Source organism: Gracilimonas halophila (assembly GCF_042684365.1).
Classification (GTDB): Bacteria; Bacteroidota; Rhodothermia; order Balneolales; family Balneolaceae; genus Gracilimonas; species Gracilimonas halophila.
The window spans coordinates 210,002-234,049 of record NZ_JBHULI010000025.1; the positions used below are offsets into that span (position 1 = coordinate 210,002).

A 24,048-nucleotide genomic window follows, 5' to 3' on the forward strand; every position below is an offset into this window, starting at 1 on the left:
ATTAATAGATAATGTTTTTGTTCTAGGTTAACTTTGTTTTAGCAGTGTGGATAACTTTAAGCTGCTATACATCAGATTTGGACATTAAAAAGCCTCTTATTCAAAATAAGGGGCTTTTTTTTTGATCAATAGTTTGGAATCAATTTATTATATAATATTATATTCAATAATAATTATAATAATTAAATACTTTATAAAAACCGAAAACCACAATGTGGATAAGTACCCGATTTTGTGGAAAAGTAATCGATTTTTTTCTTGCTGTGTGTCGGTCTCTCGTCTATATTAGTTCGTACTTCTTAAGGAGATAAGTTATCGGAAATTGTTTGAATAGTATCTCATCATAGTATCTCATCTACGAAGGTAAAACAGTAACAATAAGCTAACGAAGTACGCCAATGAAATTTACTCGCTTCTACACCAAGACCGACTGGAAAACTCCATTTGATAACATAGAATTTGCAACAAGAACCTCAGAGATAAAAAACCCGGATGGCTCCCAGGTATTCCATATGGAAAATGTGGTAGTACCGGAAAGCTGGAGTCAGGTTTCCACTGATGTTATTGCCCAAAAGTATTTCCGTAAAGCCGGAGTGCCTGCAAAACTGAAAAAGGTTAAAGAAAAAGGAGTACCAAAATGGTTGCAGCGTTCGGAGGCGGATGAAAAAGCGCTTAAGGATGTTCCTGAAGAGGAGCGCTTCACGCACGAGATCGACAGTAAACAAGTTTTTCACCGATTGGCGGGTTGTTGGACTTATTGGGGTTGGAAACATGACTATTTTGACAGCGAGGAAGATGCGAAGGTTTTCTACGATGAGTTAGCGTATATGCTGGCCAATCAAATGGCAGCACCAAATAGTCCGCAGTGGTTCAATACCGGACTACATTGGGCGTATGGAATTAATGGTCCTGCTCAGGGTCATTATTATGTAGATGGAAAGACCGGCGAGCTTAAGAGATCTGAAGATGCCTACACTCATCCCCAGCCACACGCCTGTTTTATTCAGAGTGTAGATGATGACCTTGTAAACGAAGGCGGTATCATGGACCTGTGGGTTCGTGAAGCACGCCTATTTAAATATGGATCCGGAACAGGAAGTAACTTTTCTCAAATTCGCGGAGCAGAAGAACCATTGAGTGGCGGAGGAAGAAGCTCAGGGTTGATGAGCTTCCTGAAGATCGGTGACCGTGCAGCCGGCGCTATTAAATCAGGCGGAACCACGCGACGTGCAGCCAAGATGGTAACACTTGACCTGGATCACCCTGATATTGAAGAGTACATCAACTGGAAAGTTCGTGAAGAACAGAAAGTAGCAGCTCTTGTAGCCGGTTCCAAAAGTGTACAAAAGCATTTGAAGAATATTATTAAGCTTTGCCACACTCCGGTAGAAATTGAAGGCCGTACTTTTAACGGAGCTATGAGCCGTGATCCATTGAAGAATAAGGCACTTGCCGATGAGATCCGCAAAGCGAAGCGAAATCAGGTCCCTCTTAATTATATAGAGCGCGTGATCCAGCTTGCTGCTCAGGGATTCACTGATCTTGAATTCGATACCTATGACACGGACTGGAATTCAGAAGCTTACTCAACAGTAAGCGGACAAAATTCCAATAATTCCGTACGTGTGCCGAATTCATTCATGAAAGCCGTAAAGGATGATTCCGACTGGCATTTATATGGCCGGGTTGAATTGGAGGATGCCGAAGAAGAAGGGCGTGATCCAAAACCGATGAAAACCCTGCGCGCCCGGGAGCTTTGGGATGACATCGCCTATGCAGCGTGGTCTTGCGCCGATCCGGGAACACAATATCATGACACCATCAACGAATGGCATACTTGCCCCGAAGATGGCCCTATCAAAGCAAGTAATCCTTGCTCAGAATACATGTTCCTTGATAACACGGCTTGTAATCTTGCCTCTCTGAACCTGATGAAGTATTTCAAAGGTGATGGCGAGTACAAAGAATTTGATATGGAGTCGCTGGAATACGCTTCCCGCATGTGGACCGTGGTTCTTGAGATCGCTGTATTGATGGCTCAGTTCCCATCCAAAGAAATTGCAGAGCTCTCGTATGAATTCCGTACGCTTGGGCTCGGTTACGCCAACATTGGAGCCGCATTGATGGTGCAGGGACTTCCTTATGACAGTGAAGAAGGAGCCTCAGTTGCAGGCGCGGTTACCGCTACCATGCACATGACCTCTTATGCCACCTCAGCTGAAATGGCGAAGGAATTAGGTCCTTTCAATGGTTACGAGCGTAACAAAGAGCATATGCTCAAAGTGATCCGTAATCACCGAAGAGCAGCCTACAATGCTGACCCTGAGGAATATGAAGGTTTAACCGTGAAGCCGATGGGAATTGACGCTTCCATCTGTCCGGATTACCTGGTTAAGGCAGCTAAGAAAGCTTCTGATAAAGCATTGAAGCTCGGTGAAAAACATGGATATCGAAATGCACAGGTTACCGTTCTTGCACCAACCGGAACCATTGGTCTGGTGATGGATTGCGACACGACCGGTATCGAACCTGACTTCGCACTGGTGAAATTCAAGAAGCTTGCCGGCGGCGGATACTTTAAGATCATTAACCAAGCCGTACCTAAAGCATTGAAGAATCTTGGATACTCCAAGAAGGAATCTCAGGAGATCATCGACTATGCCAAAGGCTCCGGTTCTTTGGAAGGATGTCCGCATATCAACGCTGAAGTCCTGATGGAAAAAGGATTTACCAAAGATAAACTGGATGCCATCAACGAGGCACTTCCGGGAAGTTTTGATATTAAGTTTGCTTTCAATCAGTGGACGCTTGGCGAAGATTTCTGTAAGGATGTACTTGAGATCTCTGATGAGCAGCTCAACGATATGAACTTCAACATGCTGCGCCATCTTGGATTCAGCAATGAGCAAATTCAGGAAGCCAACGATTATGTGTGCGGGACTATGACTGTTGAAGGTGCTCCGCATCTGAAAGAAGAAGATTATGCCGTATTCGATTGTGCAAACCGTTGCGGAAGGATCGGAACCCGATTCATTTCAGCAAAAGGCCACATCCGAATGATGGCTGCTGCACAGCCGTTCCTTTCCGGAGCGATCTCCAAAACCATCAACCTTCCAAATGAAGCTACCATCGAGGACATGAAAGATGCCTATATGGATTCGTGGGAGATGATGCTGAAAGCAAATGCCTTATATCGTGATGGTTCCAAGCTAAGTCAGCCGCTGAACTCTATGGCTGATGTGCTGGAAGAAATTGACGAAGAGGAAGAAGAAGCATCTGTTGATGCTGAGACCACCATGGCACAAGACAAAGTTCTTGAAGTGGCCGAGCGGATCATCCACAAGTATGTGGCACGACGTCAGAGACTCCCATTCCGTCGCGAAGGTTACACCCAGAAAGTGAAGATCGGCGGACAGAGTGTATATCTCAGAACAGGAGAATATGATAACGGTCAGCTTGGTGAGATCTTTATAGATATGCATCGAGAAGGTGCTGCTTTCCGTAGCTTGCTGAACTGCTTTGCTATCTCCATTTCACTTGGATTACAGCATGGCGTACCGTTGGAAGAATTCGTGGATGCCTTTGTATTTACCAAATTCGAGCCAAGCGGTATGGTAAACGGAAACCCCCACGTGAAGATGAGTACTTCTGTTATTGATTACATCTTCCGTGAATTGGCGGTTACCTACCTGGGCAGAGAAGACCTGGCCCACGTACCGGCTGAGGAAATAGAATCTCGACATTTGCGTCCAACTGCAGATGCAAACCCCGAAGTGGACAGTGCTGAATTTAATACCGATGCCCGAAGCACTACGGCACGTTCTCCGGAGCCGGAACCAGAACCGGCGCCATCAATGGCAGATACATCTCAGACTGCGGCCGAATCCCGGACTGCACAGGAGTCGGTTGTGAAATCATCCGACAGTTACGAAAGTGACTACGACAAAGCCAAGCAAATGGGCTATACCGGTGAGGCCTGCCCCGAATGCGGCAGCATGACCATGGTGAGAAACGGCACGTGTATGAAGTGCATCACCTGTGGATCGACAACTGGTTGTTCGTAGATTATAATTTACCATTACCGTAGGGGCGTATCGCAATACGCCCCTACAGTTTTAATGACAAATGATCTTACATGGAAAACAGGATAAACCCTGATCGGTGAGTACCCGGTCGGGGTTTTTTAATTAAATACATTTCGTATAAGCAAATTTATGTCATTAACTTTACTTTGCTGACGAATTTCAATTTCACCCTCTTCCCATCATGCCAAACTTTCCCAACCCCTTTTTCCGCTGGAGACCTCATCCGTGGCACGGACTCGAAGTTGGCCCCGATCAACCCCAAAAAGTAAATGCTTTCATCGAGCTTACCCCTTTTGACACCATCAAGTACGAAGTGGATAAGAAAACCGGTTATATGCGTGTGGACCGTCCGCAACGGAGTTCTTCCTTACCACCCTCATTGTATGGATTTATACCAAGAACCTATTGCGGAGATAGAGTCGGAGAGCTATCAAGTCAGGATGTGATAGGGGACGGCGATCCGCTGGATATTTGCGTGTTAAGTGAGCGCCCCATCGACCGAAATGAGGTGATCCTGAGTGCGAGAGTGATCGGCGGGTTACACATGGTAGATCATGGAGAGGCGGATGACAAGATCATTTCTGTTTTAGACAATGACACCTATTACAAAGACATTGAAAGCGTAAATGACCTTCCTCCTGTTTTATTAGAACGGCTTCGCCACTATTTCAGCACCTATAAACTCATTCCCGGAAAAGATATGAATGATGTGTATGTAGAGGGAATCTTTGACGAGCAACACGCCTATAAGGTCATCGAAGCATCTATTCAGGATTATGAGACTATGTTCGGTGAGTAAATGACTAAGGGAAGGGAGAATATCCGGGTACAGAAGTTCATTGTGGCTGTAGCCGTTGTTCTTTTCGTCATCAAAATGGTTGCATGGTACTTCACCGGTTCGGTTGCGGTATTAACGGATGGGCTGGAAAGTATCGTAAATGTGATCTCAGGTTTTATCGGATTGTACAGTTTGATCCTTTCAGCAAAACCCAAAGATTCAAACCATCCATACGGGCACGGTAAAGTTGAATTTATATCAGCAGGAATTGAGGGGACACTGATCACTATTGCCGGGCTTTTTATTATAGCCGAGGCCGTTCAAAGTTTCATTGATCCGGTACCATTACAAAAGCTTGATCTGGGGATCATTCTTATCGCTATCTCTGCTGTTATCAATTATGGTTTTGGCTGGTGGGCCTATCAAACAGGAAGGAAGAATGATTCACCGGCGCTGCAGGCGAGCGGGAAACATCTCCAAACCGATACTTATACTACCATTGGTATCATTGGGGGACTGATCCTTATCTGGTTTACCGAAATTTTATGGTTTGATGGTGCGGTCGCGATCATTTTTGCTTTGATCATAGTGAAAACCGGAATCGGTATTCTCAGGCAAGCCGTTGCAGGTATCATGGATGAATCTGATGATGATCTGCTGGAAGAGATGATCGAATACCTTCAGAAAAACAGAGATCCCAAGTGGATAGACCTTCATAACCTGCGGATCATCAAGTATGGTCGGATCCTGCATGTAGATTGCCACTTAACACTTCCCTGGTATTTGACCGTTAGAGAAGCCCATAATGAGCTGGACCGCATCGAAGAACTGATCGCTCAAAAATTCGGGGATCGGATCGAGATCTTCATTCACACCGATTACTGCATGGAATTTTCGTGCCGATTATGTCAGGTTCAGGATTGTGAAGTTCGCCGTCACCCTTTCGAGAAATCAATCACGTGGAAGGTTGAAAATGTAGCTTCATATGGGAAACATCAACTTGGGTAAGCTCTGTTAAAAGCTTAGCAAGCTGATGCTCTATATAATCAATGATCCGCTAAGCCGGTTCAGACTTTTCCAGTAAAGAGCTCTCTAAGTTCTCAATAGAATGGAAAAGCTGATCGAAATCCTCCAGTTCATAATACTTGGTTTGAATTTCACTGGTGATGAAATCCTGCTCAATGAGATCAAAAATATCATATGGTCTGATCTCCACTTCGTCATTCATAACATGATCAGTTTCACCGGAGGAAGAAATGATACCGGCGCCGTAGATCATGGTATCATCTTTTTCTTTGATCAGCCCAAATTCAATAGTAAACCAATACAGTCTTTGAAGCTGGGTTACTATTTTTTTATTGTCAATGTACTTGACTCCCAATGCTCCGAGCTTTTGTGCAAAGTCGGCATATGACTCATTCATGAGGAGGGGAATGTGACCAAAAACATCATGGAACATATCAGGCTCTTCAAGATAATTGAGCTGATCTTTACTTCTCAGCCATGTTGAGGCGCTGAACTTCCGGTTCTTAAGTAGCTTAAAGAAATCCTCAACCGGTATAAGCCCCGGTACTACTGAAATCGACCAGCCATGTTTTGCAGATAAAACCTCATTAAGCTCTACGAATCTTGGAATAGCATGGGCGTGCAATACATTCTCTAATTCTGCAAGGCAAGCTAAATATTCGGGGTGAGCTTTTCCGGGTAAATTCTCTAACTGTTTGGTTGCTAATATATTCCAAACTTCCTGATCTTCAAGGGTATACTTCTTGTAATTTTGACGCATTGTAAAAAATAATATTTGATGAATAGTAGCGGGTACTTAACTGCCCGGGGAAAATAATCATTCAATAAACTTCAGGTTTAAAAGTGATGTTTTTTTACAAATAATCACTTAGGTCGAGCCCTAGATCTTCTCCATATTTTCGAAATAGCTGAATTTTATAATCAGGAACCAGTTCTGCCTCACCGGCAATGATCTCTTTAGCCAGACGGTTCGGAAGGATGAAGGACTTTGCATGAGTTCCAAGTTCCTCTGTGATCTTATCCTGAAGGGGATTGAAAACCTTATTCTTGATCTCGTTAATGCGATTGGCTTCTCTTCTCATTGCAAGATATTCATCCCGAGTCATGGTCATGCTGGCTTTTTTACTTTTAGAAAGCCCTTTCTCTTCAACTTCATTTCTGGAATTCTCAAGTAGCTGCTCTAATTCATTTTGGAACTTATCATTCTTAAGTTTTCCGAAAATTCCTTTCATGCTCTGCCACTTTTTTACCATGTTGGGATCCGTTGCCAGGGATTCAACTAATTCTTTATTTACCAGATGATAGACCGGCTTGTTATATTTTTTTGCCAGAGAATCAAAGTATTCCATTAGTTTACAGTAGAGATGCCACTCAAAGACCGACATATCATTCTTGTCTTTTTCTTTGATCAGATTATTATGATCCTCATCACTGTAATCAAGCTGATCGAAAACAGCATTTTCTTCCCTGATCCAATCTAATATTCCTGCTTCCTCTGCACGCTTTTCCAGTTCTTTTTTGAAATCGAGAAGATAGAGTACATCATCGGCAGCATAATGCTTTTGATCTTCGGAAAGTGGCCGTTTATACCAATTGCTCTGCTGAGAGCTGCTGTTCACTTCCACCTCTAATACCTCTTTGATCAAATTGGTGAGAGATGCCGGCTGGAAATTTAAGAGGCTGGTTGCTGCATCCAGGTCATACAAGTTCTTGGGAAAGCATCCCAGGGAATGGAAAAGCCGAAGATCTTCCCCGAAAGCGAAAACAACCTTTTTGATCTTTGGATCTTGAATGGGAGGGAAGATCGTTTTTATGTCCAAATTCCCACTGAGTGGGTCGATCAAATAACAATCTTCACCGTCATAAATTTGCATCAGGCACATATCGAAGCCGTAGCGGTAACGATTTCGGTCAAACTCAAGATCAATGGCAAATTCAGATTTCCGGGAAAGGGTTGAAGTAAGTTCCTGAAGGTCATTTTCTTCAGTGATCGTTGTAATAGTCATGTAGTGAATTGGGTCAAAAATTATATCCTAAGGTATTAAGATAAATGCTGATTTGTGGTAATTATTCAGCGATGCTTTTCATAAACATTTGGCTCCATAAGTTCGGAAAGTGATTGCAGTTCTTTTTCAGGAATCGTGGAATTGTACTTCGTGAGGATCTCAATAAGCTGCTCTTCTGTCCGGATTCCTAATACCGCCGAGGCCACAGCCGGATGTTGGTTCACGAACTGAGCAGAAGCAGCAATGGGATTACCTGTTTTCATTACGGCTTCCTGCATCTTCTTCACTTCTTCAACGGAATAACCAAGATAGTCCTTAGCCGGTTTATCGATCAGCATTCCCTTAGCTAAGGTTCCCCGGGTGATCACACTGATGTCATGTTCAGCAAGCAGATCCAGGGCCTCCTCTTCAGGACGACGATCCAGTAAACTATACTGCATCATCACACTGTCGATGTTGGAGCGTTTAACATATTCGCGGATCACATTGGGACGAATAGAAGAGATGCCGTAAGCTCTGATCTTACCTTGTTTCTTAAGCTGTTCAAAAGCTTCAATGATATCATCAATGGGATCTTCAAGGGTGCCTCCGTGTAATTGATATAGATCGATGTAATCGGTTTGAAGGCGACGAAGGCTTTCATTTACTTCTGTCAGGATGAGTTCTTTGGTAGGGTTCCAGTTCCAACCGGATCTGTCTTTATTCCAGACATTGCCAACTTTAGTAGCTATCAAAACTTTATCACGTACCGATTCCAGGGCTTTCCCGATCATTTCTTCATTAAGCCCCTTATCATAGAGGTCGGCAGTGTCAAAGAAATTAATACCGGCTTCGATTGCCTTTTGAAGGAGGGAAGAGTTGTATTCTTCTCCCTTTTCGATTTCAAGTGACATACACCCGAAACTTATCTCGCTTACTTCAAGTTTGGAGCTTCCCAGCTTTTTGTATTTCATGCTAATGATCTGATTTTATAAGGGTACCAATAAAAGGAGATACGGTTTGAAATGATTCCAAATTAAGGTCAAATGGTCAGATCAATCCATGGGCTTTCAATTCAAGATATTTATTGATCGCATTCACGGAAAGTTCTTTGGGAGGAGTAAGAATGGTTTGAATGCCATGCTGATTCAATGCCTTTACGATCTGCTTCTTTTCATAAGTAAATTTCTCAGCGATGGTTTTGGTGTAGATCTGTCCGATGGTTGAGGCCTCTTTATGAAGCAACTTGGTCATCTCTGTATTCTCAAAAAAGATGGTAACCAGAAGGTGATCTCTGGCGATACGCTGAAGGTAGGGTAGTTGCCGCTCCATGGACGAAAAAGTTTCAAAATTGGTATACAGTAAAACAAGGCTTCGTTGATTTACATGTTTCTTTAGCGAAACAACCAATCGTTCGTAATCTGATTCCAGAAAATTGGTATCGACTTTGTAGAGTGCCTCCTGAATACGCTGAATATGTGTTCGTTTTTTTTCCGGTTTAACGACGACCGAATCATTATTGGAGAAGGTGACCAACCCGGCTTTATCATCTTTAATAAGTGCGATGTTAGAGATCACCAGGCTGGTATTGATGGCATAATCCAAAAGGTGAAGTCCCTCAAAAGGCATTTTCATAACCCTGCCCGTATCAATAACATTGATCACATTCTGAGAGCGTTCGTCCTGATACTGATTCACCATCAGGTCGTTGGCCCGTGCTGTAGCTTTCCAGTTGATGGAGCGGACGTCATCTCCCCGTACGTATTCCTTGATCTGATCGAATTCCATGGTATGCCCCACTCTGCGGATCTTTTTGATGCCTACATCGGTAAGGCGGTTAGAGATGGCGTACATCTCAAATTTCCGCATCTGAATGAAGGATGGATACACCGGAACCATCTGCGAAGCATGGGTACTGATCTTTCTTTTTATGAAGCCGATCGCGGTATTCGCAAATACATTGATGTTACCAAAATCATATTCACCTCGTTCGGTTGGCCGCAGTTCATAAGTGAATTCCTGAGTTTCATTTGCCTTGAGATCAGCAGGTATACTGAAATCACGGATCTGAAACTGATGAGGGATCTCATCAACGATCTCAGCCCGTATTCCGAAATTATATCTATTAGAGATCTGCAGGCGAATAATGTTTTCATCTCCGTTTGATAGCCGCTTAGGTACAAATCGTTTTCCGGAAACGGCTTCTTTTTTACTGAAGATCAACACCAGGTCGATCCCAAAAATGACCACAAACCCAAAGAATAAGATCTCAGCAATTGCTCCCACTGCGGGGACAAAATATCCCGCCAGAAAAGTGAAAGCCACTCCTGCAAGTACCTGAAAGAACAGGTTACTTAGATGTGTTTGCTTGAAGATGGTGATGGGGTTCATGGTATATCTTAGTAAAGAACCTCCAAGCGTCTGAAAGACCTTGGAGCGTTCGTTGTCTGATTAATTTCTGTTGATCTTTTTAGTGAGAAAGTCCTCCCTTGAGGGAGGTGCCGGACTGAACGAATGTGAAGTCTGGCGGAGGGTGTTGGTGCCAGGAGTTTTTTAATTGTAATCAACTTGGTAATCCTTGGTGACCACACCCATCCCGGCTAAAGCCGTACTTCCCTCAAGGGAAGACTTTCTTTTTAGTAGTTTAATAAATTTCAAACTCACCTTGGCACCTCCACTTTTTCCAGGATCATCTGTATCACCTGATCGGGTTTCATGCCCTCCATTTCTTTTTCAGGTGTAAGGGTAATTCGGTGCCTTAATACCGGATTGATAACTTCCTTTACATCTTCCGGGGTAATAAAATCACGGCCATTCATGGCTGCCCAGGCTTGGGCAGCTTTCATTACAAAGACCGATGCCCGTGGCGAAGCTCCGATGGAAACCGAACTGCTGTTTCGGGTATTCTGTATCACTTCCGCAATGTACTTCATCAATTCAGGTTCTACGTGAATAGAAGCCGTAACATCACGCTGTTTAGAAATTTCTTCGGATGAGATCACTTTTTCCAGAGTACTGATGTCGAGTTTATTTTTCCGCTCATAACTTCCGGATAAGATCTCTACTTCTTCATCCAGGGAAGGATATGGCACATCGATCCGAAACAGGAATCGGTCGAGCTGAGCTTCTGGAAGCCGGTACGTACCTTCATGTTCGATCGGGTTTTGAGTAGCTACCACCATGAAAGGTGGTTCCATGAAATAGGTTTCCCCATCTACGGTGATCTGGCGTTCCTCCATCACTTCAAACAAAGCCGCCTGAGTTTTGGCAGGTGAACGATTGATCTCATCAATAAGCACGATGTTGGAAAAGATCGGTCCTTCTTTAAATTCAAAATCAGTGGTCTTTGGGTTGAAGACCGACGTTCCGATCACATCGGCAGGCATAAGATCCGGTGTGAATTGGATACGGGAGAAATCAGCGCTGATGGTCTGAGCCAATAATTTTGTGGTCAGGGTTTTGGCTACACCGGGAACGCCTTCAATGAGGACATGTCCGTCAGCGAGTAAGGCTGCTATCAAAAGATCTACCATGCGGTGTTGCCCCACAATGATCTTTCCAAGTTCCGAACGGATCTCATTAACGAGTTTTTCCACTCCTGAAAGATCTATTCTGCTTTCAAAGGGTGCGGCATCCGGTTTAGCGTTGTCGGATGGATTATTTGTCATATCTTTGTCTTCTGTACTCATCGTTGACTCTGTTTATAGAATTCGTCAATTCGTTCGGTTAGTAATTTCAGTTCTTTTGGGGTGATCTCTTCTTTTGTTGATACAAGGTCGATCAGATCAAAAAGGCTATGAACCTTGGCTTCATCAATACCTGAACGCCTGGAAATATCTTTCTTCACATGCTCATCAATATCATCCGTATCAAGGCCGAGGTTAGTGCGAATATAGTCAAAGAAGAAACGGATCTTCTTATCGGCAATGAGTTTATGATCCCCTTTTTCAAGATAGAGGTCGCCGATGGTTTTGGCGAATTCAATACTGGAATTTTTGAGAGGTTCTATCTTTGGTATGATCCGCTGCGACCGTTTTGCTCTGAAGATCATGAATAACACCACGCCACTTAAAGTCAGAAACCAAGCCCACCTGAGATGGTCTTCAGAAACCACATAACGGACCACACTGTTGTTTTCGGTTCGTACATCTTTATAGTATTCATCCCATATTGTTGCTCGATCGGGAAGGTAAGAAAGGGCAGTGAGGGCATAGTCTGCCCCGATCTTATCTCGTACAAAATAGTTGGTGAAGAGGGTAGGGTTAGAGTGGAAGTAGATATTTCCATCGCCCCATTTAATACGAATGAAGTTGGTATTTCCTTGATGATTAGTACCCAGCTTTGTAACCTGAAGACTTGAATCCACATTGGCGATAAAGGTCTCGGTAGTACTTCTGTAGTAAGAAAAACCTCCGTCTCTCTTCAAACCGGGATTGGTGAAATTAACCGTCACCGTATCATCGGTTAGTATACTACCTGATTGCAAAAAAGGATTATTGAGGGAAGTGGTAAGGTCAAGGGTATCTGTGAAGAATTGTCCAAACTGTCTTGCAGCTATAAAAATATCGGTTCCCTGTTCTGCTTGTGAAAACAGGATCTTACTTTCCCATGGATCGAAATTGAGAGATGTGTTAATAAAGATCCAGTTCTTGTTAGCATTCAGCGTATCGGAATACTCAAAGATAGGGCTGTTATTCGTGGTTATCGATTCTTCTGAAAAGGTTTGGGACAGCATTTCATGGATCAAAAACCCTCCATAGGGAATTTTATCTTCAGCAGAGAAGCTTTCAGTCCAGTCGAGCGGTTTTGGTTTGAGGATCTCAAAGACCACAAATAGGGTGATCAACACTCCAAGAAGAATATAGTAAGTGCGTTCTTTCTTGATCATGACTGAACGGCCCTTTTTTGGAATTCCAGATAGATATCCTGAATGCTGCTGAATCCGTTTTCTTCTATCTGAAAATCTCCATACTCAACATATTCGTAATAGGAGGTGAGGCGAGAAAAAGAAGTTTTTGAAGGGTGATCATTCAGTTCCAGCAAATAATCGTGATTGGTCTTGTCGGCTTTCCACACAATCAGTTCAGCTTCGTTAAGCTGTTGCAAAGCTTTCAGGTACAAAATTCGAACGGCATCACGATACCGGTTTTCGGCCAGGGCGGAATCCAGCATTTCATCATAGTCAGTTTCATCGAGTTCAGATTGCTCGATATTCAAAGAGAGTTTATCCGAATTTTTCTTAGTTGAAAAAGCGGTAGATAAATTTCCACCTAAAATTTGATTGATGAGCGCAACAAGCACAATGGCAAAGATCCCAAAGAAGATGAACTTTATGATCACGGAGGTCCACCTGTTATCCATGATATATTGAATGATCTGCATCAGCCAGCCATAAATTCGGCTCATCAGGGAATCAGGGTTTTGGGCGACCTCATTGTATTCAAATACAGACTCTTCGGTGAGTTCACTAAGGGTTTCAGTGTCTATGGTCCTGGTGTCTACTATACTGCTGTCGGCAGGTATCTGCGGTTGTGTAGTATTTTGAGCGATGCCCATATAGGGGCTCAAAAGCCCAAATAAAAGACTGAAAAAGAGATATTTGGTTAGGGTAGAGCTCACAATTGAAAGCTTGTTTGGAAGATGATTTCGATCAACCCAGTTCCTCGATTTGCCGGCGTAATCCTATACCTTCTTTTCGTTCAATGAGGTTGAAATACTGAAGGCTCAGCGCGATCAGCATCAGTACGGAAAACAGGGAAGCGACTACAACCAGTAACCCGTAAAAAATGCCCATTCCGGTTCCAATAGCTTCGTTGGATCCGGCACCTGATGCGCTCATAAATCCGATAAAGATACTCATGGGAATGATGAGTACGTACGACATAAAAGTAGTCACGAGGTTCATAACAAGATAGGTGGCAAAGGTAAACCACCAGTGTCCCTGAACCAGATCCCACGATCGCTTAAGGGATTGGATAGGATCTTTATTTTCCATCACAGCAACAGCAGGGGCCACAAAGAATTTGATGGCAATGTAAATTCCCGGGATAATAAATAAAATGAAACCCGGTATTACCACGAGAATGATCAGGATATATAGTGCAACCAGGGTGATGAAGTTTCTTCCAAATCGCTCGATCAGATCGGAAAGTATAACCTCTTCTTTATCTCGAGCGAGCTGGATGTGAGTCATAGCAACGGTAAGCAGAGCTCCGGATGAAAGTGTCAAAAGCAAAAAACCAAACAGGAAGTCACTGCCGATAATTGAGTCTCCTGCTACATCAGGATTCTCCATCAGGGCAGAAAAGAAAGAGGTATAAGCATTTCCCACCAACACTCCGGAAATGAGATAAAAAGGTAATACGAAAAGCAACAGGGCCTTTCCAAGACTTTTATAATGCAGACGAATGTACACAAAGGAATCCGTTAATATGGCCCCGAGATCGCGATATTTTTGAAGTTTAAAATCACTCATGTTTTTGCTTTTAGTTTCATGGGAAGTAGCACAAAATAGTAGATAATAAAGGCTAAAGAACTCAAAATTATGAATAAGCTCAACCAAAGGGGCATGTTGGTATATCGGGTTACAAAAGACTCAAGGAAGCCCGCAGCTATAAATACAGGGACAAGTCCCACGATCATCTTTAATCCTTCACGTCCGGCTTTAATGAAAGAGTCTTTGCGGGAATAGGTTCCGGGAAACAGAAATCCGTTTCCAACCACAAACCCGGCTGCTCCGGCAATAACAATGGCGGAAAGTTCAAGGGTACCGTGAATGAAGATAACCCTTAATGCTTCTCCGATAAGGCCGTATTGGGCAAAAAAGTGCAAGAAAGCCCCGACCATCACCCCGTTATTTAATAATACCATACCCACTCCGATGGAAGTCAGCAGTCCGCTCACGAAAGCATAGAATGAAACCCGAACATTGTTTACGGTAATGGCGAAGAACATGTCCATCTCTTCCGCTTTTTTATACACTGCCAGCGGGTCACCTTGGTCAATATTGCTGATGGTCATATTTACATAGGCATCCCCCATAATGAATCGCACAAAAGAAGGATCATTCATGGACGAAAGGATCCCGATGCCGATGGCAATACTGAAAACAATGAAGCTATATAGTAATTCTTTCTGTTTAGAGGCAAAAAGTTGGGGAATTTCTCTGGTCCAGAAGGTGATGATACGCCCGGTTTCTTCTTTCCGTGAGCGATAGATCTCATTATGAACAGCCACGGAAAGCTGGTTCAGATATTGCTCGGTCTTACTTCCGGGATAGTTGGCCTGTGCGTAAGCGAGATCAGCACTGAGCTCGATATATAGATCAGCGAGTTTATCGGGATCATTGCCGGACTTATCCTTCAGCAACTGCTCGAACTCCTTCCACTTGTCCGCATTCTTTCGCAAAAAGGCTACTTCTCTCATTCAGATAAATTTATCCGCTTTCGTTTTACCAATCATGCGCATAACTTCACGCTCAATTTTGTTCGCAAATAAGATAGTAAATCCGCAGTAATCGACACGAACAGATTTTCGGTTTTTCCATCTGACGGATTACCCGTCCGATGGATGAACAGGTAAGAGAGGTTAAATTCACCATCGGTCAGACGGACGTTAAGCCGTCAGACCGATCATCATAAATAATCATCAAAAAAAGATCCGATGGTAGGAATTGAAACCAGTCAGCATGTAAAACTAAGCTATGAGCCGGCAGGAGTGGGAGAGCGTATCCTTGCTTTTTTTCTGGACGGATTCTTTATCGGGGTGTACTATCTGGTGGTTATCTGGATCTGGGGATATGTGAATGATATCGGAATAAATCCTGAAAGTGCTATTCAGGAAAATATGTGGGTGTTGTATATCGTGCTTGTGATCCCGATGATGTTGTATCATCTGATCTCGGAAGTGATCTCGAATGGATATAGTTTAGGTAAAAAGATCGTGGGTATTCGCGTGGTCAAGGTGGATGGAACCCGCGCAACACTCAGCGGTTATCTGGTGCGATGGATGTTTCGGTTGGTAGAGATCAGCATGACCAGCGGTGTGGTTGCCTTTGTGACGGTGATCATGAACGGAAAGGGGCAGCGTATCGGGGATATTTTAGGGAAGACCTGCGTGATCAAAGAGCGTAAGAATGTGAAGCTGGACAACACCCTGTTCGCTGAAGTAGCCGATGCCTACCAACAGGTATTCCCGCAAGTGGCCGAGCTGACCGACAAAGACATTCGCATCATCAAAGAAGTACTCGATTCCCGCTCCCACTACGATTACGACAATTGGTTCCTGATGCTCCAGAAAACCCGTAAGAAAATAGAAGAACGCTTAGGGGTACAAGACCACGACCTCCGGGGAGATGAATTCCTGAAAACGGTGATCAAGGATTATAATGCTATTCATGGGAAGTGAGGGATAGAACGCGGGTGATGCGGATTTTCGCGGGGTATTTAAATGGGTATGAGGAGGTGTTGTTGGTTTTCAGGGTTGCTAGTTGTAAGGAATTTAGCCTTGGTCGTTGGTAGCAAGAAGAAATAGGGACTACTATTTAATTTGCAACAATGTGAGTGCATAAGAGTCCTACAGAAAACCTATCATAATTCAAGGCTTAACATGAGTGAAGAATACTTCAAAAAACTGAGTAACTATTTCATTGCATCAGTAGTAATTTTTGTCCTTGCACATTTACTTTGGGAGCACCTAAATGGCGGAGTGTTAAGTCACCACCTTCTACATAGTTCTGATTTGCCGGCGATATCTAACTGGTGGAATATTGTTGTACTCCCTCTTTTGGCTTGGTTTTCAACAACGCGCATAAAACGACGTATTTCATTTCAACCTGATGATCCATCTGCTAAGGGAAAGATTCCAAAAGGAATTTTAATAGGATTTTTTGGAATGCTGCTTGTCAGTATTTTTCAATCAGTGACTTTTGAGTTTGGTTACGAAAACATCACGATGTATACAGCTCTATGTGTGTTGTTAGTTGGTCTGTTTTTACCAATTTATCGAGCGGAATGTATTCTTGGTCATGTGTTGGGTGCGACATTTATTTTTGGTTCCATCATTCCTATTATGGGCATTTTGGTTATCGCAACGATTTCAGCATTCTCCAATTTATTAATGAAGCCTGTGCTTATAAATATTTGGGGGCGTTTCAAAAAATTAAGGCCTCAACAGAGTCGTAAGTAAGTCTGACAAGGAAGGAGAATAACCGGGTGGTAACGAGTGGAAATCATAATCCCCAATTCTTAATTCAATAGTGAATTAAAATATGCGGGAATCTTTGTTTCAAAAGTCATTCGTTCTTTGGTGACGGGGTGATTTATTGAAAGTTTTGCTGCATGAAGACAAAGCCGATTGATCCCTTTTTCTTTTTCCCCATACATTTTATCGCCGACAACAGGGTGTCCTGCTTCGGAAAAATGTACACGGATTTGATTTTTTCGGCCGGTCAAAAGGTTCACCTCTATCAAACTATAATTCTCGGATTCTTTAAGAACCTTGTATTCTGTTTTCGAAAGTTTACCGGCTTTTGGATCTTCTACTGAATATACCCGGTATATCGCATTCTGTGTAAGATAGGAGCTTAGGATATCTTCCTTCTGTTCAAGTACTCCATTTACAACGGTGTAATAAGTTTTGGTAGCTTTCTTCCAATTATCCTGCAGATATTTTTTCGATTGTTCGCTCTTAGCAAAAATTAAAACTCCTGAGGTGTCTTTGTCTAACCTATGTACAACAAACACACACTTTCTGGATTTAGGATTACCTTTTTTGACATACCCGTTGAGTAAATAATCAACGGTGTTTTCCTTTTCTTTGTCGGTTTCGACGGTTAACAAGCCATGTGTTTTTTCGATGACAATAATATCATAGTCCTCATACAAAATGGTGATAACTTTGGGATGAAACCTCTTTGGAGATCCTTTAAATTTTTTTCGCTGATCTTTCATAACTCAGGGTAGGAAATTTTGAGGTGGAAAAAAGCTCTAACCTTTGATTATTATTTTACCCTTGTCACGGTGCTCTGCTTTGTGATACTCCTGAGCAGTTGGGAAGACTCTGCCTCAAGCAATTGGCGCACAAGCATTCATTCTTCAAACTCCCAGTTATAGCCAAGACCGTTATACCGAGAATGGCATGTATGTGAATACACCCATTCCTTTTATAGCAAGCTAACTAACACATACCGCCATAATGCAGACATACAGTAAAACCTTTGAGGTAACGTGGGCGGATATGGACCCCAACCGCCACATGCGTCATTTCGTCTATAATGACTATGCCGCCCAAACACGGGTCGGAATGTTTTCTGATTTTGATCTCCCCATTACTGAGATCGGTCGCTTGGGTTTTGGACCTGTGTTGTTCCGGGAGGAGACCAAATTCGAGAGAGAAATAAATTTGCTAGAGATCATCAAGGTAACCTGTGCATTGACAACCATGCGACGAGACGGCTCCCGGTGGAGCTTTCTGCATGAGATTTTCAAGGAAGGTGAAGACAGTATAAAAGCTGCCCAAGTCACCGTTGATGGCGCCTGGCTTAATCTGGAAAATCGGAAACTGGGTGTTATACCGGAATTAAGGGAGGTTATGAATCGGTTCCCAAAAACCGAAAACTTTGAATGGATGCCGGATAAAACGTAACTAATCTCAGTACAAATGAATTAGTTATGCTCGCCACTAAAAGATCTAATTAATACCCGTGGTGCGGGAAAGAAAACCAAATGTCTTTTTCACATTGGTTGGTCATTCGTCCGTCGTCAATCGTCCTTCCCTTAAAAAGAAATAAACCGGTCGAGAAACACGGCGATCCAAACCAGGGGGAGATAGGCAATGGAGGCAAACATCATTTGCTTTGCATTAGCTTTGGTGCGGTCGAGGCCAAATTTTATGGTATATGCTAAGAACCCAAGGGCAAAGACCATTCCAAGTACCAGAAAGATCATTCCTGAAATATCAAGCTGATACATAGCAAGGGTAACAGGAAACAGGCAAAGTGCACAGATCATAGACCAAAAAACGGTCTTGTATCCTTTATCGTCTTTCTTAGGGAGCATTTTGAGCCCGGCGCTGGAATAATCATCTTTACAAAGCCACGCTATGGATAGTACATGTGGAACCTGCCAGAAAAACATGATCGCAAATAAAAGCCACATGCCCGGTTCAGCAATATTTCCGGTTGCTGCAGCCCAACCTCCAACAGGAGGCAACGCCCCGGGAATAGCACCGATCGCAATATTGATCGGAGATACTTTCTTCATAGGTGTATAAACACCGAGGTAGATAAGAGAGGTCGCAAAAGACACAGCTCCGGCGACGGGATTGACCATGAGAATAAGATAAAGCAACCCTGAAAAGATCATACTAAGTGAAAAAATCATTCCACTTTTGGAATCAACTCTTTGGTCGGGCATTGGACGCTTTGAGGTTCGCTTCATCAGCCGATCGGAAACACGCTCCATAAACTGATTGTGAGCACCGGTCCCCGCAGCGATCAGGTAAGTTCCGATGAGTGCGTGAATGAGAATAACGAAATCAATGTTAGCTCCACTGCCGAGAATAAATCCCACCAACATGCTCACCAATACAGACATGGTGATGCCCGGTTTGGTCAGTTGGTAGTAATCGGAAATCACATCCGTAAAAGATCTCTTGATGAGGATGTTTTCTTCGGCTGAATTCATGTAAATTTAGTGGGGTAGAGATTATGCTATCTGCAGCCCTGAATTTAAATATTATTCCCCTTATTTGACAGTCTTTTGATGATGAAATTGAACACTTTCCAAAAAACAGCGATCCTAACCGTAGCAGCCACTTTATTTCTGATCCTTGTGGGAGGACTTGTTCGTGCAGCGGGGGCCGGATTGGGATGCCCCGATTGGCCCAAATGCTTCGGTATGTGGATACCTCCCACCAGTTTAGCTGAATTACCATCCCAATTTGATGCGAGTCAGTTTAATGTCTATAACACCTGGATCGAGTATGTGAATCGATTGGTGGGTGTGCTCATCGGGCTACTCATTACCGGCACATTTGTGATATCTTTTAGATACAGAAAGGCAAAGCCAACAGTTTTTTACAGCTCATTTGCTGCCTTTGTGCTCGTTCTGTTTCAGGGATGGTTAGGAGGGGTAGTTGTAAAAACAGGGCTGCATGCAGGGATGATCACTGCGCACATGCTCGTAGCTATGGTGATCATCATGACTCTTTTGTACGCTACATTCGAAGCTACAAGTGATCTTCTTAAGGTTAGAATAGAAGAGCAGTTCAGAAAAAAATTAACATGGACCCTTTGGATCTTATTTGGTTTATCAATGATACAACTTGTGCTTGGGACACAAGTACGGGAAGCAGTAGATGTTATTAAAAACGCATCCGAAGTGTTACCGAGAGGTATATGGCTGGAAAATGTGGGAGACGTATTTCCGATCCACCGAAGTTTTTCGTGGCTGGTGATCTTTGCAGGAGCATTCCTATACTACATTCTAAATAAAAATAAGGCAGAAGGATTGGTTTTAACCTTGGGAAGATTGAATGTCCTGTTGGTTTCTGCACAAGTAATGATCGGGATCGGGTTATATTATCTGGATATGCCCCGGGTATTACAGGTACTTCATCTTGTGGGAATGGCGGTGATGGTGTGCGCTCAATTCTTAATGATCCTGGTAGTAAGGAAGGGAGGTATTAATTAGTAGGAAGAAAAGCAGAAGGCAGAACCCGCTTACTGCCTTCTGCTTTCTGTATATCAACCTACAAACGTTCCAACAGATCATTCAAAAACACCTTGATCTCATTGAGGTCTTTGCGGGCTGTGGCGCTCAACTCCGGTCCTTGTTTCTTTTCCCCATTACTGAGTATTTCCTGAACACCTTCAGAGCTGTACTTCCTGTCCTGAAGTAATTCCTTTATTCTAAAGATGAGTGCCAGTTCCTGTTCTTTGTACACTCTGTTTCCGGCGCTGTTTTTTTTGGGGCGTAATTCGGTATATGTCTTTTCCCAGTTTCGCAAAACATGAGGTTCAAGCCCTGTTAATTTGCTGACTTCACCCATTGAGTAATACAATTTTTTCATAGCAGGCAGAAAGTGTATTTTAGAACGTTTTTAGTCCGTGAAAGTAAACTAATTCTAAACATATTTAAAAGCATCCATTTTGCAAGAATCACAAATACTTAAAAGTCCGGAAATAAGTATCGTCGTACCCGTTTTCAATGAGGATGAATCATTGCCGGAATTAGAGCAGGCTATTGCTGATGCATTGCATCATACATTCAGCTACGAAGTCATTTTTGTGGATGACGGTTCTTCGGATGATTCCTGGAAAGTGATCACTTCTCTGAGCGAGCAGAAAAAGGTGATCAGGGGAATTCGTTTTCATCATAATTATGGTAAGAGTGTGGCACTTCAGGCCGGATTCGAAGCCGCCGAGGGTAAGTATGTAGTTACCATGGATGCTGATCTTCAGGATGACCCCAAAGAGGTTCCCGAGATGATAAAACTGCTTGAAGATGATGGTTTTGACCTTGTAAGCGGTTGGAAAAAAGAGCGTCATGATCCGATATCAAAAACCATTCCTTCTAAATTCTTCAACTTTGTAACCCGGAAAGTAGCCGGGATTGATCTACATGATTTTAACTGCGGACTGAAAGCCTATAGGGCTGATGTGGTTGAGAACATCTACTTGTATGGGGAACTGCATCGCTATATTCCAATGCTGGCTAAGAGAGAAGGGTATTCCCGGATCACTGAGAAAGTCGTGAAACATCATCCCCGTAAATATGGCAAGACGAAGTTTGGCCTGTCACGATTTATGAACGGATTCCTGGATTTGATTACAATTACTTTTGTCCAAAAGTATCTTCAGAAACCTATGCACTTTTTTGGGACTATTGGTGTGTTGCTACTATTGATAGGTGGAGGTATTAATATGTATCTGGCATTAATTAAATTTATGTATGGAGCAGGAATTGGAGACCGTCCCTTATTATTTATGGGTATTTTGTTAATGGTTGTGGGGGTTCAGTTTTTCTCCACAGGCTTACTAGGAGAACTGATCAATAAGAATCATGTTGAGAAGCAAAAGCCAAGAATTCGGGAAAGGGTCTAACTGATATTTTGCAAAAGTTTATTCCATTAAAAAAGCCCCGCACATAACTTATGAACGGGGCTTTTTGATATGTACCGCGTACGGGATTTGAACCCGTGCTACCGCCGTGAAAGGGCGGCGTCCTGGACCCCTAGACGAACGCGGCATTAAAATTATTTCAATAAAAAAACCGTGGAGTTTTTAAGTCCACAGTTAGATAAAAGGGAGCCCGATGGGATTTGAACCCACGGCCTCTAGGGCCACAACCTAGCGCTCTAACCGACTGAGCTACGAGCTCCATTTATTGTACCGCGTACGGGATTTGAACCCGTGCTACCGCCGTGAAAGGGCGGCGTCCTGGACCCCTAGACGAACGCGGCATTAATGAAAATTCAATATGTCAAAAAATAACAAGGTGCCAATGAGGCGACAGGCGGGTTCGAACCGCCGTACGAGGTTTTGCAGACCTCTGCCTAACCACTCGGCCATGTCGCCTTTTGTTATTAGCAAAAAGCTAGTACGCCCGACAGGAGTCGAACCTGTAACCTACGCCTTAGAAGGGCGTTGCTCTATCCAGTTGAGCTACGGGCGCTCAACTTACAATATGTCAAAAAAAACAAGATTTTCCGGGAATAAGCCGAAAAATCTTTCTTTAGTCGGGGAGACAAGATTTGAACTTGCGACCCTTCGCTCCCAAAGCGAATGCGCTACCGGACTGCGCCACTCCCCGTTCTTCGAAAGACTCCAAATATAGGGCTTATTTCAGACGGTTGCCAAATGAATAAATCACTTTTTTTCTAAATTTCAGTAATTAATCAAGGTGGTCAAAAAGTATGGCTGAAACGTAATTTTTCCAGCTCATATCTTCTGCAGATTTGCGCACATTTTCTTTGGGTAAAGGTCTTTCAATAAACTTTAGCATTTGTTCGGCCATAGAGTCAATATCCCTGTCTTTTGCCAAATAGCCGTTATATCCATCGTTAATTGTTTCAGGAAAATGACCAACATCAGTTGCTAAAATCGGGAGTTCAAAATTGTAGGTTAGTGATTCAACTCCTGATGGGGTGGCTGTCAAATAATATAGTACACTGCAGTCACTGACTTGAAAGTATTTGTGTACATCCTCATTAGGGATGAATTCATTTTTGACAACAGTGCTTTTCTGGAGTCCGAGTTCTTCTATTAATTCTAGTGGACGGTAATCTTGTTCGCTCTCTTTATTTTTGAGGAAAAGTTTTTGAGCGAGAGCAAAAAGCACTCGTTTTAATTTTGTAGTGAACTTGGAAGTATCGAGCGTCGCCCAGAATTCCTCACCGCAAATCAATAAAGAAACATCATCCCGTACATCGGCTACTTTTTTAAAAGCACGGATAGTGTTGTGCAACCCTTTATATTTTCGAATGAATCCAAAGAAAAGAAATACATGTTTCTTTAATCCCAGCTTTTTTTTGAATGCTTCGGTATCAAAGTCGGGATCCGGTTCATAGAGATCGTATACCGGGTGAAAGAGTTTGATTACTGTAGTATCTCCTGAAGCAGACCTATCACCACTTTCATTGACAGCAAATGTGCGATCTGGGTAGAGTGCTTTCAGTTCATCTACAGTTTTATAAGCGTGTGTAATATAGGTGTCAGCATGTTTGATGCCTCGTTTGGTAAGCCTTTCATCAATAGTGCTGCCTTCTTTTTGAACCACAAAATGTAAATCAAAAATTACCTCAGCATCGGAATTTCGTTTCAGCCATTTGGAAATAGAGCCCATTGGAATGCCCTGTATAGAAATAGCCCATTGAAAGATTACCTTATCTGGATTTAGGGAAGTGATATACCTGGCCGTTTCTTTCCAGCTGAAAGGATTGTTATAGTTGGTGATGTACTTCACTTTAACCCGTGTGCCTTCCAAAAAATCAGAGTGGCTTGATTTATCTACAAATTCCCTTGGAATAATGGAAGGGTATTGGTTGGTCCAGGAAACAATATGTACTTCGTTTTCGGGATCCTTATCCAGGGTTTTGGCCAGGGAGGTGTTGTAATTGGAAATTCCACCCTTGAATTTTGGCCCCGGTCCGAAACAAACAATAGTTGGCATAT

At 43.0% G+C, this 24,048-nt stretch carries 21 protein-coding genes and 6 tRNA genes; 8 read left to right on the forward strand and 19 right to left on the reverse strand.

Annotated elements, in window-relative coordinates; all coding sequences use genetic code 11:
• Positions 1-398 precede the first annotated feature (398 nt).
• The 3 genes from ACFSVN_RS11755 (at position 399) to ACFSVN_RS11765 (ending at position 5,871) form a co-directional block, all read left to right on the forward strand.
• Positions 399-4,064 carry a vitamin B12-dependent ribonucleotide reductase gene (locus ACFSVN_RS11755; RefSeq protein WP_390302870.1) on the forward strand — a complete coding sequence of 1,222 codons (3,666 nt, stop codon included), beginning with the start codon at positions 399-401 and terminating at the stop codon, positions 4,062-4,064.
• A gap of 202 nt (positions 4,065-4,266) precedes the next feature.
• Positions 4,267-4,884 (forward strand): inorganic pyrophosphatase, encoded by a 618-nt coding sequence (locus ACFSVN_RS11760; protein ID WP_390302873.1) that lies wholly within the window; start codon positions 4,267-4,269, stop codon positions 4,882-4,884.
• Positions 4,885-5,871, forward strand: a complete 987-nt coding sequence (locus ACFSVN_RS11765) for a cation diffusion facilitator family transporter (RefSeq protein WP_390302876.1) — start codon at positions 4,885-4,887, stop codon at positions 5,869-5,871.
• Positions 5,872-5,920: 49 nt separating this feature from the next.
• On the opposite strand, the gene ACFSVN_RS11770 is transcribed toward ACFSVN_RS11765, so the two are convergent.
• From ACFSVN_RS11770 to ACFSVN_RS11810, 9 genes are all read right to left on the reverse strand, one after another.
• Positions 5,921-6,649, reverse strand: a complete 729-nt coding sequence (locus ACFSVN_RS11770; RefSeq protein WP_390302879.1) for a phenylalanine-4-hydroxylase — start codon at positions 6,647-6,649, stop codon at positions 5,921-5,923.
• A gap of 94 nt (positions 6,650-6,743) precedes the next feature.
• The gene (locus ACFSVN_RS11775; RefSeq protein ID WP_390302882.1) at positions 6,744-7,895 is read right to left on the reverse strand and encodes a ribonuclease D; all 1,152 of its coding nucleotides are present in this window, start codon (positions 7,893-7,895) and stop codon (positions 6,744-6,746) included.
• 65 nt (positions 7,896-7,960) lie between these two features.
• On the reverse strand, positions 7,961-8,848 hold the full coding sequence (locus ACFSVN_RS11780) for an aldo/keto reductase (RefSeq protein WP_390302885.1): 888 nt from the start codon (positions 8,846-8,848) through the stop codon (positions 7,961-7,963).
• A gap of 76 nt (positions 8,849-8,924) precedes the next feature.
• Entirely contained in the window at positions 8,925-10,265 is a 1,341-nt protein-coding gene (locus ACFSVN_RS11785) for a DUF58 domain-containing protein (protein WP_390302888.1), read from the reverse strand.
• Positions 10,266-10,534: 269 nt separating this feature from the next.
• Positions 10,535-11,542, reverse strand: a complete 1,008-nt coding sequence (locus ACFSVN_RS11790) for an AAA family ATPase (protein WP_390303855.1) — start codon at positions 11,540-11,542, stop codon at positions 10,535-10,537.
• A 17-nt stretch (positions 11,543-11,559) separates the two neighbouring features.
• The gene (locus ACFSVN_RS11795) at positions 11,560-12,762 is read right to left on the reverse strand and encodes a DUF4350 domain-containing protein (RefSeq protein ID WP_390302891.1); all 1,203 of its coding nucleotides are present in this window, start codon (positions 12,760-12,762) and stop codon (positions 11,560-11,562) included.
• Positions 12,759-13,493, reverse strand: coding sequence for a DUF4129 domain-containing protein (locus ACFSVN_RS11800; protein WP_390302895.1), 735 nt, complete (start codon positions 13,491-13,493; stop codon positions 12,759-12,761). The genes ACFSVN_RS11795 and ACFSVN_RS11800 overlap by 4 nt, the downstream gene beginning before the upstream one ends.
• A 31-nt stretch (positions 13,494-13,524) precedes the next feature.
• Positions 13,525-14,349: a hypothetical protein gene (locus tag ACFSVN_RS11805; protein ID WP_390302898.1), complete on the reverse strand. Its 825-nt coding sequence runs from the start codon at positions 14,347-14,349 to the stop codon at positions 13,525-13,527.
• A complete protein-coding gene (locus ACFSVN_RS11810) occupies positions 14,346-15,299 on the reverse strand; it encodes a stage II sporulation protein M (protein WP_390302901.1) in 954 nt (317 codons plus the stop codon). The genes ACFSVN_RS11805 and ACFSVN_RS11810 overlap by 4 nt, the downstream gene beginning before the upstream one ends.
• Before the next feature lie 237 nt (positions 15,300-15,536).
• Here ACFSVN_RS11810 and ACFSVN_RS11815 point away from each other — a divergent pair, with 237 nt between their 5' ends.
• Both ACFSVN_RS11815 and ACFSVN_RS11820 read left to right on the forward strand, forming a co-directional pair.
• A complete protein-coding gene (locus ACFSVN_RS11815; RefSeq protein WP_390302904.1) occupies positions 15,537-16,280 on the forward strand; it encodes an RDD family protein in 744 nt (247 codons plus the stop codon).
• Positions 16,281-16,481: 201 nt separating this feature from the next.
• Positions 16,482-17,060 (forward strand): hypothetical protein, encoded by a 579-nt coding sequence (locus ACFSVN_RS11820; RefSeq protein WP_390302907.1) that lies wholly within the window; start codon positions 16,482-16,484, stop codon positions 17,058-17,060.
• Positions 17,061-17,119: 59 nt separating this feature from the next.
• Here the strand turns inward: ACFSVN_RS11820 and ACFSVN_RS11825 are convergent, their stop codons facing one another.
• A complete protein-coding gene (locus ACFSVN_RS11825; protein ID WP_390302910.1) occupies positions 17,120-17,824 on the reverse strand; it encodes an RluA family pseudouridine synthase in 705 nt (234 codons plus the stop codon).
• A 244-nt stretch (positions 17,825-18,068) separates the two neighbouring features.
• Here ACFSVN_RS11825 and ACFSVN_RS11830 point away from each other — a divergent pair, with 244 nt between their 5' ends.
• The gene (locus tag ACFSVN_RS11830; RefSeq protein ID WP_390302913.1) at positions 18,069-18,518 is read left to right on the forward strand and encodes an acyl-CoA thioesterase; all 450 of its coding nucleotides are present in this window, start codon (positions 18,069-18,071) and stop codon (positions 18,516-18,518) included.
• A 131-nt stretch (positions 18,519-18,649) separates the two neighbouring features.
• On the opposite strand, the gene cyoE is transcribed toward ACFSVN_RS11830, so the two are convergent.
• A complete protein-coding gene (gene cyoE / locus ACFSVN_RS11835; RefSeq protein ID WP_390302916.1) occupies positions 18,650-19,558 on the reverse strand; it encodes a heme o synthase in 909 nt (302 codons plus the stop codon).
• A gap of 78 nt (positions 19,559-19,636) precedes the next feature.
• Here cyoE and ACFSVN_RS11840 point away from each other — a divergent pair, with 78 nt between their 5' ends.
• Positions 19,637-20,566 carry a COX15/CtaA family protein gene (locus ACFSVN_RS11840; protein WP_390302919.1) on the forward strand — a complete coding sequence of 310 codons (930 nt, stop codon included), beginning with the start codon at positions 19,637-19,639 and terminating at the stop codon, positions 20,564-20,566.
• Positions 20,567-20,624: 58 nt separating this feature from the next.
• On the opposite strand, the gene ACFSVN_RS11845 is transcribed toward ACFSVN_RS11840, so the two are convergent.
• Complete coding sequence (locus tag ACFSVN_RS11845) at positions 20,625-20,945, reverse strand: MerR family transcriptional regulator (protein WP_390302922.1); 321 nt, start codon at positions 20,943-20,945, stop codon at positions 20,625-20,627.
• 76 nt (positions 20,946-21,021) lie between these two features.
• Between ACFSVN_RS11845 and ACFSVN_RS11850 the strand changes: the two genes are divergently transcribed.
• A complete protein-coding gene (locus tag ACFSVN_RS11850; protein WP_390303858.1) occupies positions 21,022-21,978 on the forward strand; it encodes a glycosyltransferase family 2 protein in 957 nt (318 codons plus the stop codon).
• A gap of 72 nt (positions 21,979-22,050) precedes the next feature.
• Here ACFSVN_RS11850 and ACFSVN_RS11855 read toward each other — a convergent pair.
• The 7 genes from ACFSVN_RS11855 to ACFSVN_RS11885 form a co-directional block, all read right to left on the reverse strand.
• Positions 22,051-22,123 (reverse strand) — tRNA-Glu (locus tag ACFSVN_RS11855).
• 58 nt (positions 22,124-22,181) lie between these two features.
• Positions 22,182-22,255: transfer RNA gene (locus ACFSVN_RS11860), tRNA-His, on the reverse strand.
• Between the two features lie 9 nt (positions 22,256-22,264).
• A tRNA-Glu gene (locus ACFSVN_RS11865) sits at positions 22,265-22,337 on the reverse strand.
• 44 nt (positions 22,338-22,381) lie between these two features.
• Positions 22,382-22,452, reverse strand: a tRNA-Cys gene (locus ACFSVN_RS11870).
• Between the two features lie 23 nt (positions 22,453-22,475).
• Positions 22,476-22,549 (reverse strand) — tRNA-Arg (locus tag ACFSVN_RS11875).
• Positions 22,550-22,613: 64 nt separating this feature from the next.
• Positions 22,614-22,687, reverse strand: a tRNA-Pro gene (locus ACFSVN_RS11880).
• Positions 22,688-22,768: 81 nt separating this feature from the next.
• On the reverse strand, positions 22,769-24,046 hold the full coding sequence (locus ACFSVN_RS11885) for a glycosyltransferase (protein WP_390302925.1): 1,278 nt from the start codon (positions 24,044-24,046) through the stop codon (positions 22,769-22,771).
• Positions 24,047-24,048: the final 2 nt, after the last annotated feature.

Bases quoted from the DNA above. Each gene is read 5' to 3' on its own strand.
- ACFSVN_RS11755 (WP_390302870.1), top strand. From the start codon at position 399: ATGAAATTTACTCGCTTCTACACCAAGACCGACTGGAAAACTCCATTT.
- ACFSVN_RS11760 (WP_390302873.1), top strand. From the start codon at position 4,267: ATGCCAAACTTTCCCAACCCCTTTTTCCGCTGGAGACCTCATCCGTGG.
- ACFSVN_RS11765 (WP_390302876.1), top strand. From the start codon at position 4,885: ATGACTAAGGGAAGGGAGAATATCCGGGTACAGAAGTTCATTGTGGCT.
- ACFSVN_RS11770 (WP_390302879.1), bottom strand. From the start codon at position 6,649: ATGCGTCAAAATTACAAGAAGTATACCCTTGAAGATCAGGAAGTTTGG.
- ACFSVN_RS11775 (WP_390302882.1), bottom strand. From the start codon at position 7,895: ATGACTATTACAACGATCACTGAAGAAAATGACCTTCAGGAACTTACT.
- ACFSVN_RS11780 (WP_390302885.1), bottom strand. From the start codon at position 8,848: ATGAAATACAAAAAGCTGGGAAGCTCCAAACTTGAAGTAAGCGAGATA.
- ACFSVN_RS11785 (WP_390302888.1), bottom strand. From the start codon at position 10,265: ATGAACCCCATCACCATCTTCAAGCAAACACATCTAAGTAACCTGTTC.
- ACFSVN_RS11790 (WP_390303855.1), bottom strand. From the start codon at position 11,542: ATGACAAATAATCCATCCGACAACGCTAAACCGGATGCCGCACCCTTT.
- ACFSVN_RS11795 (WP_390302891.1), bottom strand. From the start codon at position 12,762: ATGATCAAGAAAGAACGCACTTACTATATTCTTCTTGGAGTGTTGATC.
- ACFSVN_RS11805 (WP_390302898.1), bottom strand. From the start codon at position 14,349: ATGAGTGATTTTAAACTTCAAAAATATCGCGATCTCGGGGCCATATTA.
- ACFSVN_RS11810 (WP_390302901.1), bottom strand. From the start codon at position 15,299: ATGAGAGAAGTAGCCTTTTTGCGAAAGAATGCGGACAAGTGGAAGGAG.
- ACFSVN_RS11815 (WP_390302904.1), top strand. From the start codon at position 15,537: ATGGTAGGAATTGAAACCAGTCAGCATGTAAAACTAAGCTATGAGCCG.
- ACFSVN_RS11820 (WP_390302907.1), top strand. From the start codon at position 16,482: ATGAGTGAAGAATACTTCAAAAAACTGAGTAACTATTTCATTGCATCA.
- ACFSVN_RS11825 (WP_390302910.1), bottom strand. From the start codon at position 17,824: ATGAAAGATCAGCGAAAAAAATTTAAAGGATCTCCAAAGAGGTTTCAT.
- ACFSVN_RS11830 (WP_390302913.1), top strand. From the start codon at position 18,069: ATGCAGACATACAGTAAAACCTTTGAGGTAACGTGGGCGGATATGGAC.
- cyoE (WP_390302916.1), bottom strand. From the start codon at position 19,558: ATGAATTCAGCCGAAGAAAACATCCTCATCAAGAGATCTTTTACGGAT.
- ACFSVN_RS11840 (WP_390302919.1), top strand. From the start codon at position 19,637: ATGATGAAATTGAACACTTTCCAAAAAACAGCGATCCTAACCGTAGCA.
- ACFSVN_RS11845 (WP_390302922.1), bottom strand. From the start codon at position 20,945: ATGAAAAAATTGTATTACTCAATGGGTGAAGTCAGCAAATTAACAGGG.
- ACFSVN_RS11885 (WP_390302925.1), bottom strand. From the start codon at position 24,046: ATGCCAACTATTGTTTGTTTCGGACCGGGGCCAAAATTCAAGGGTGGA.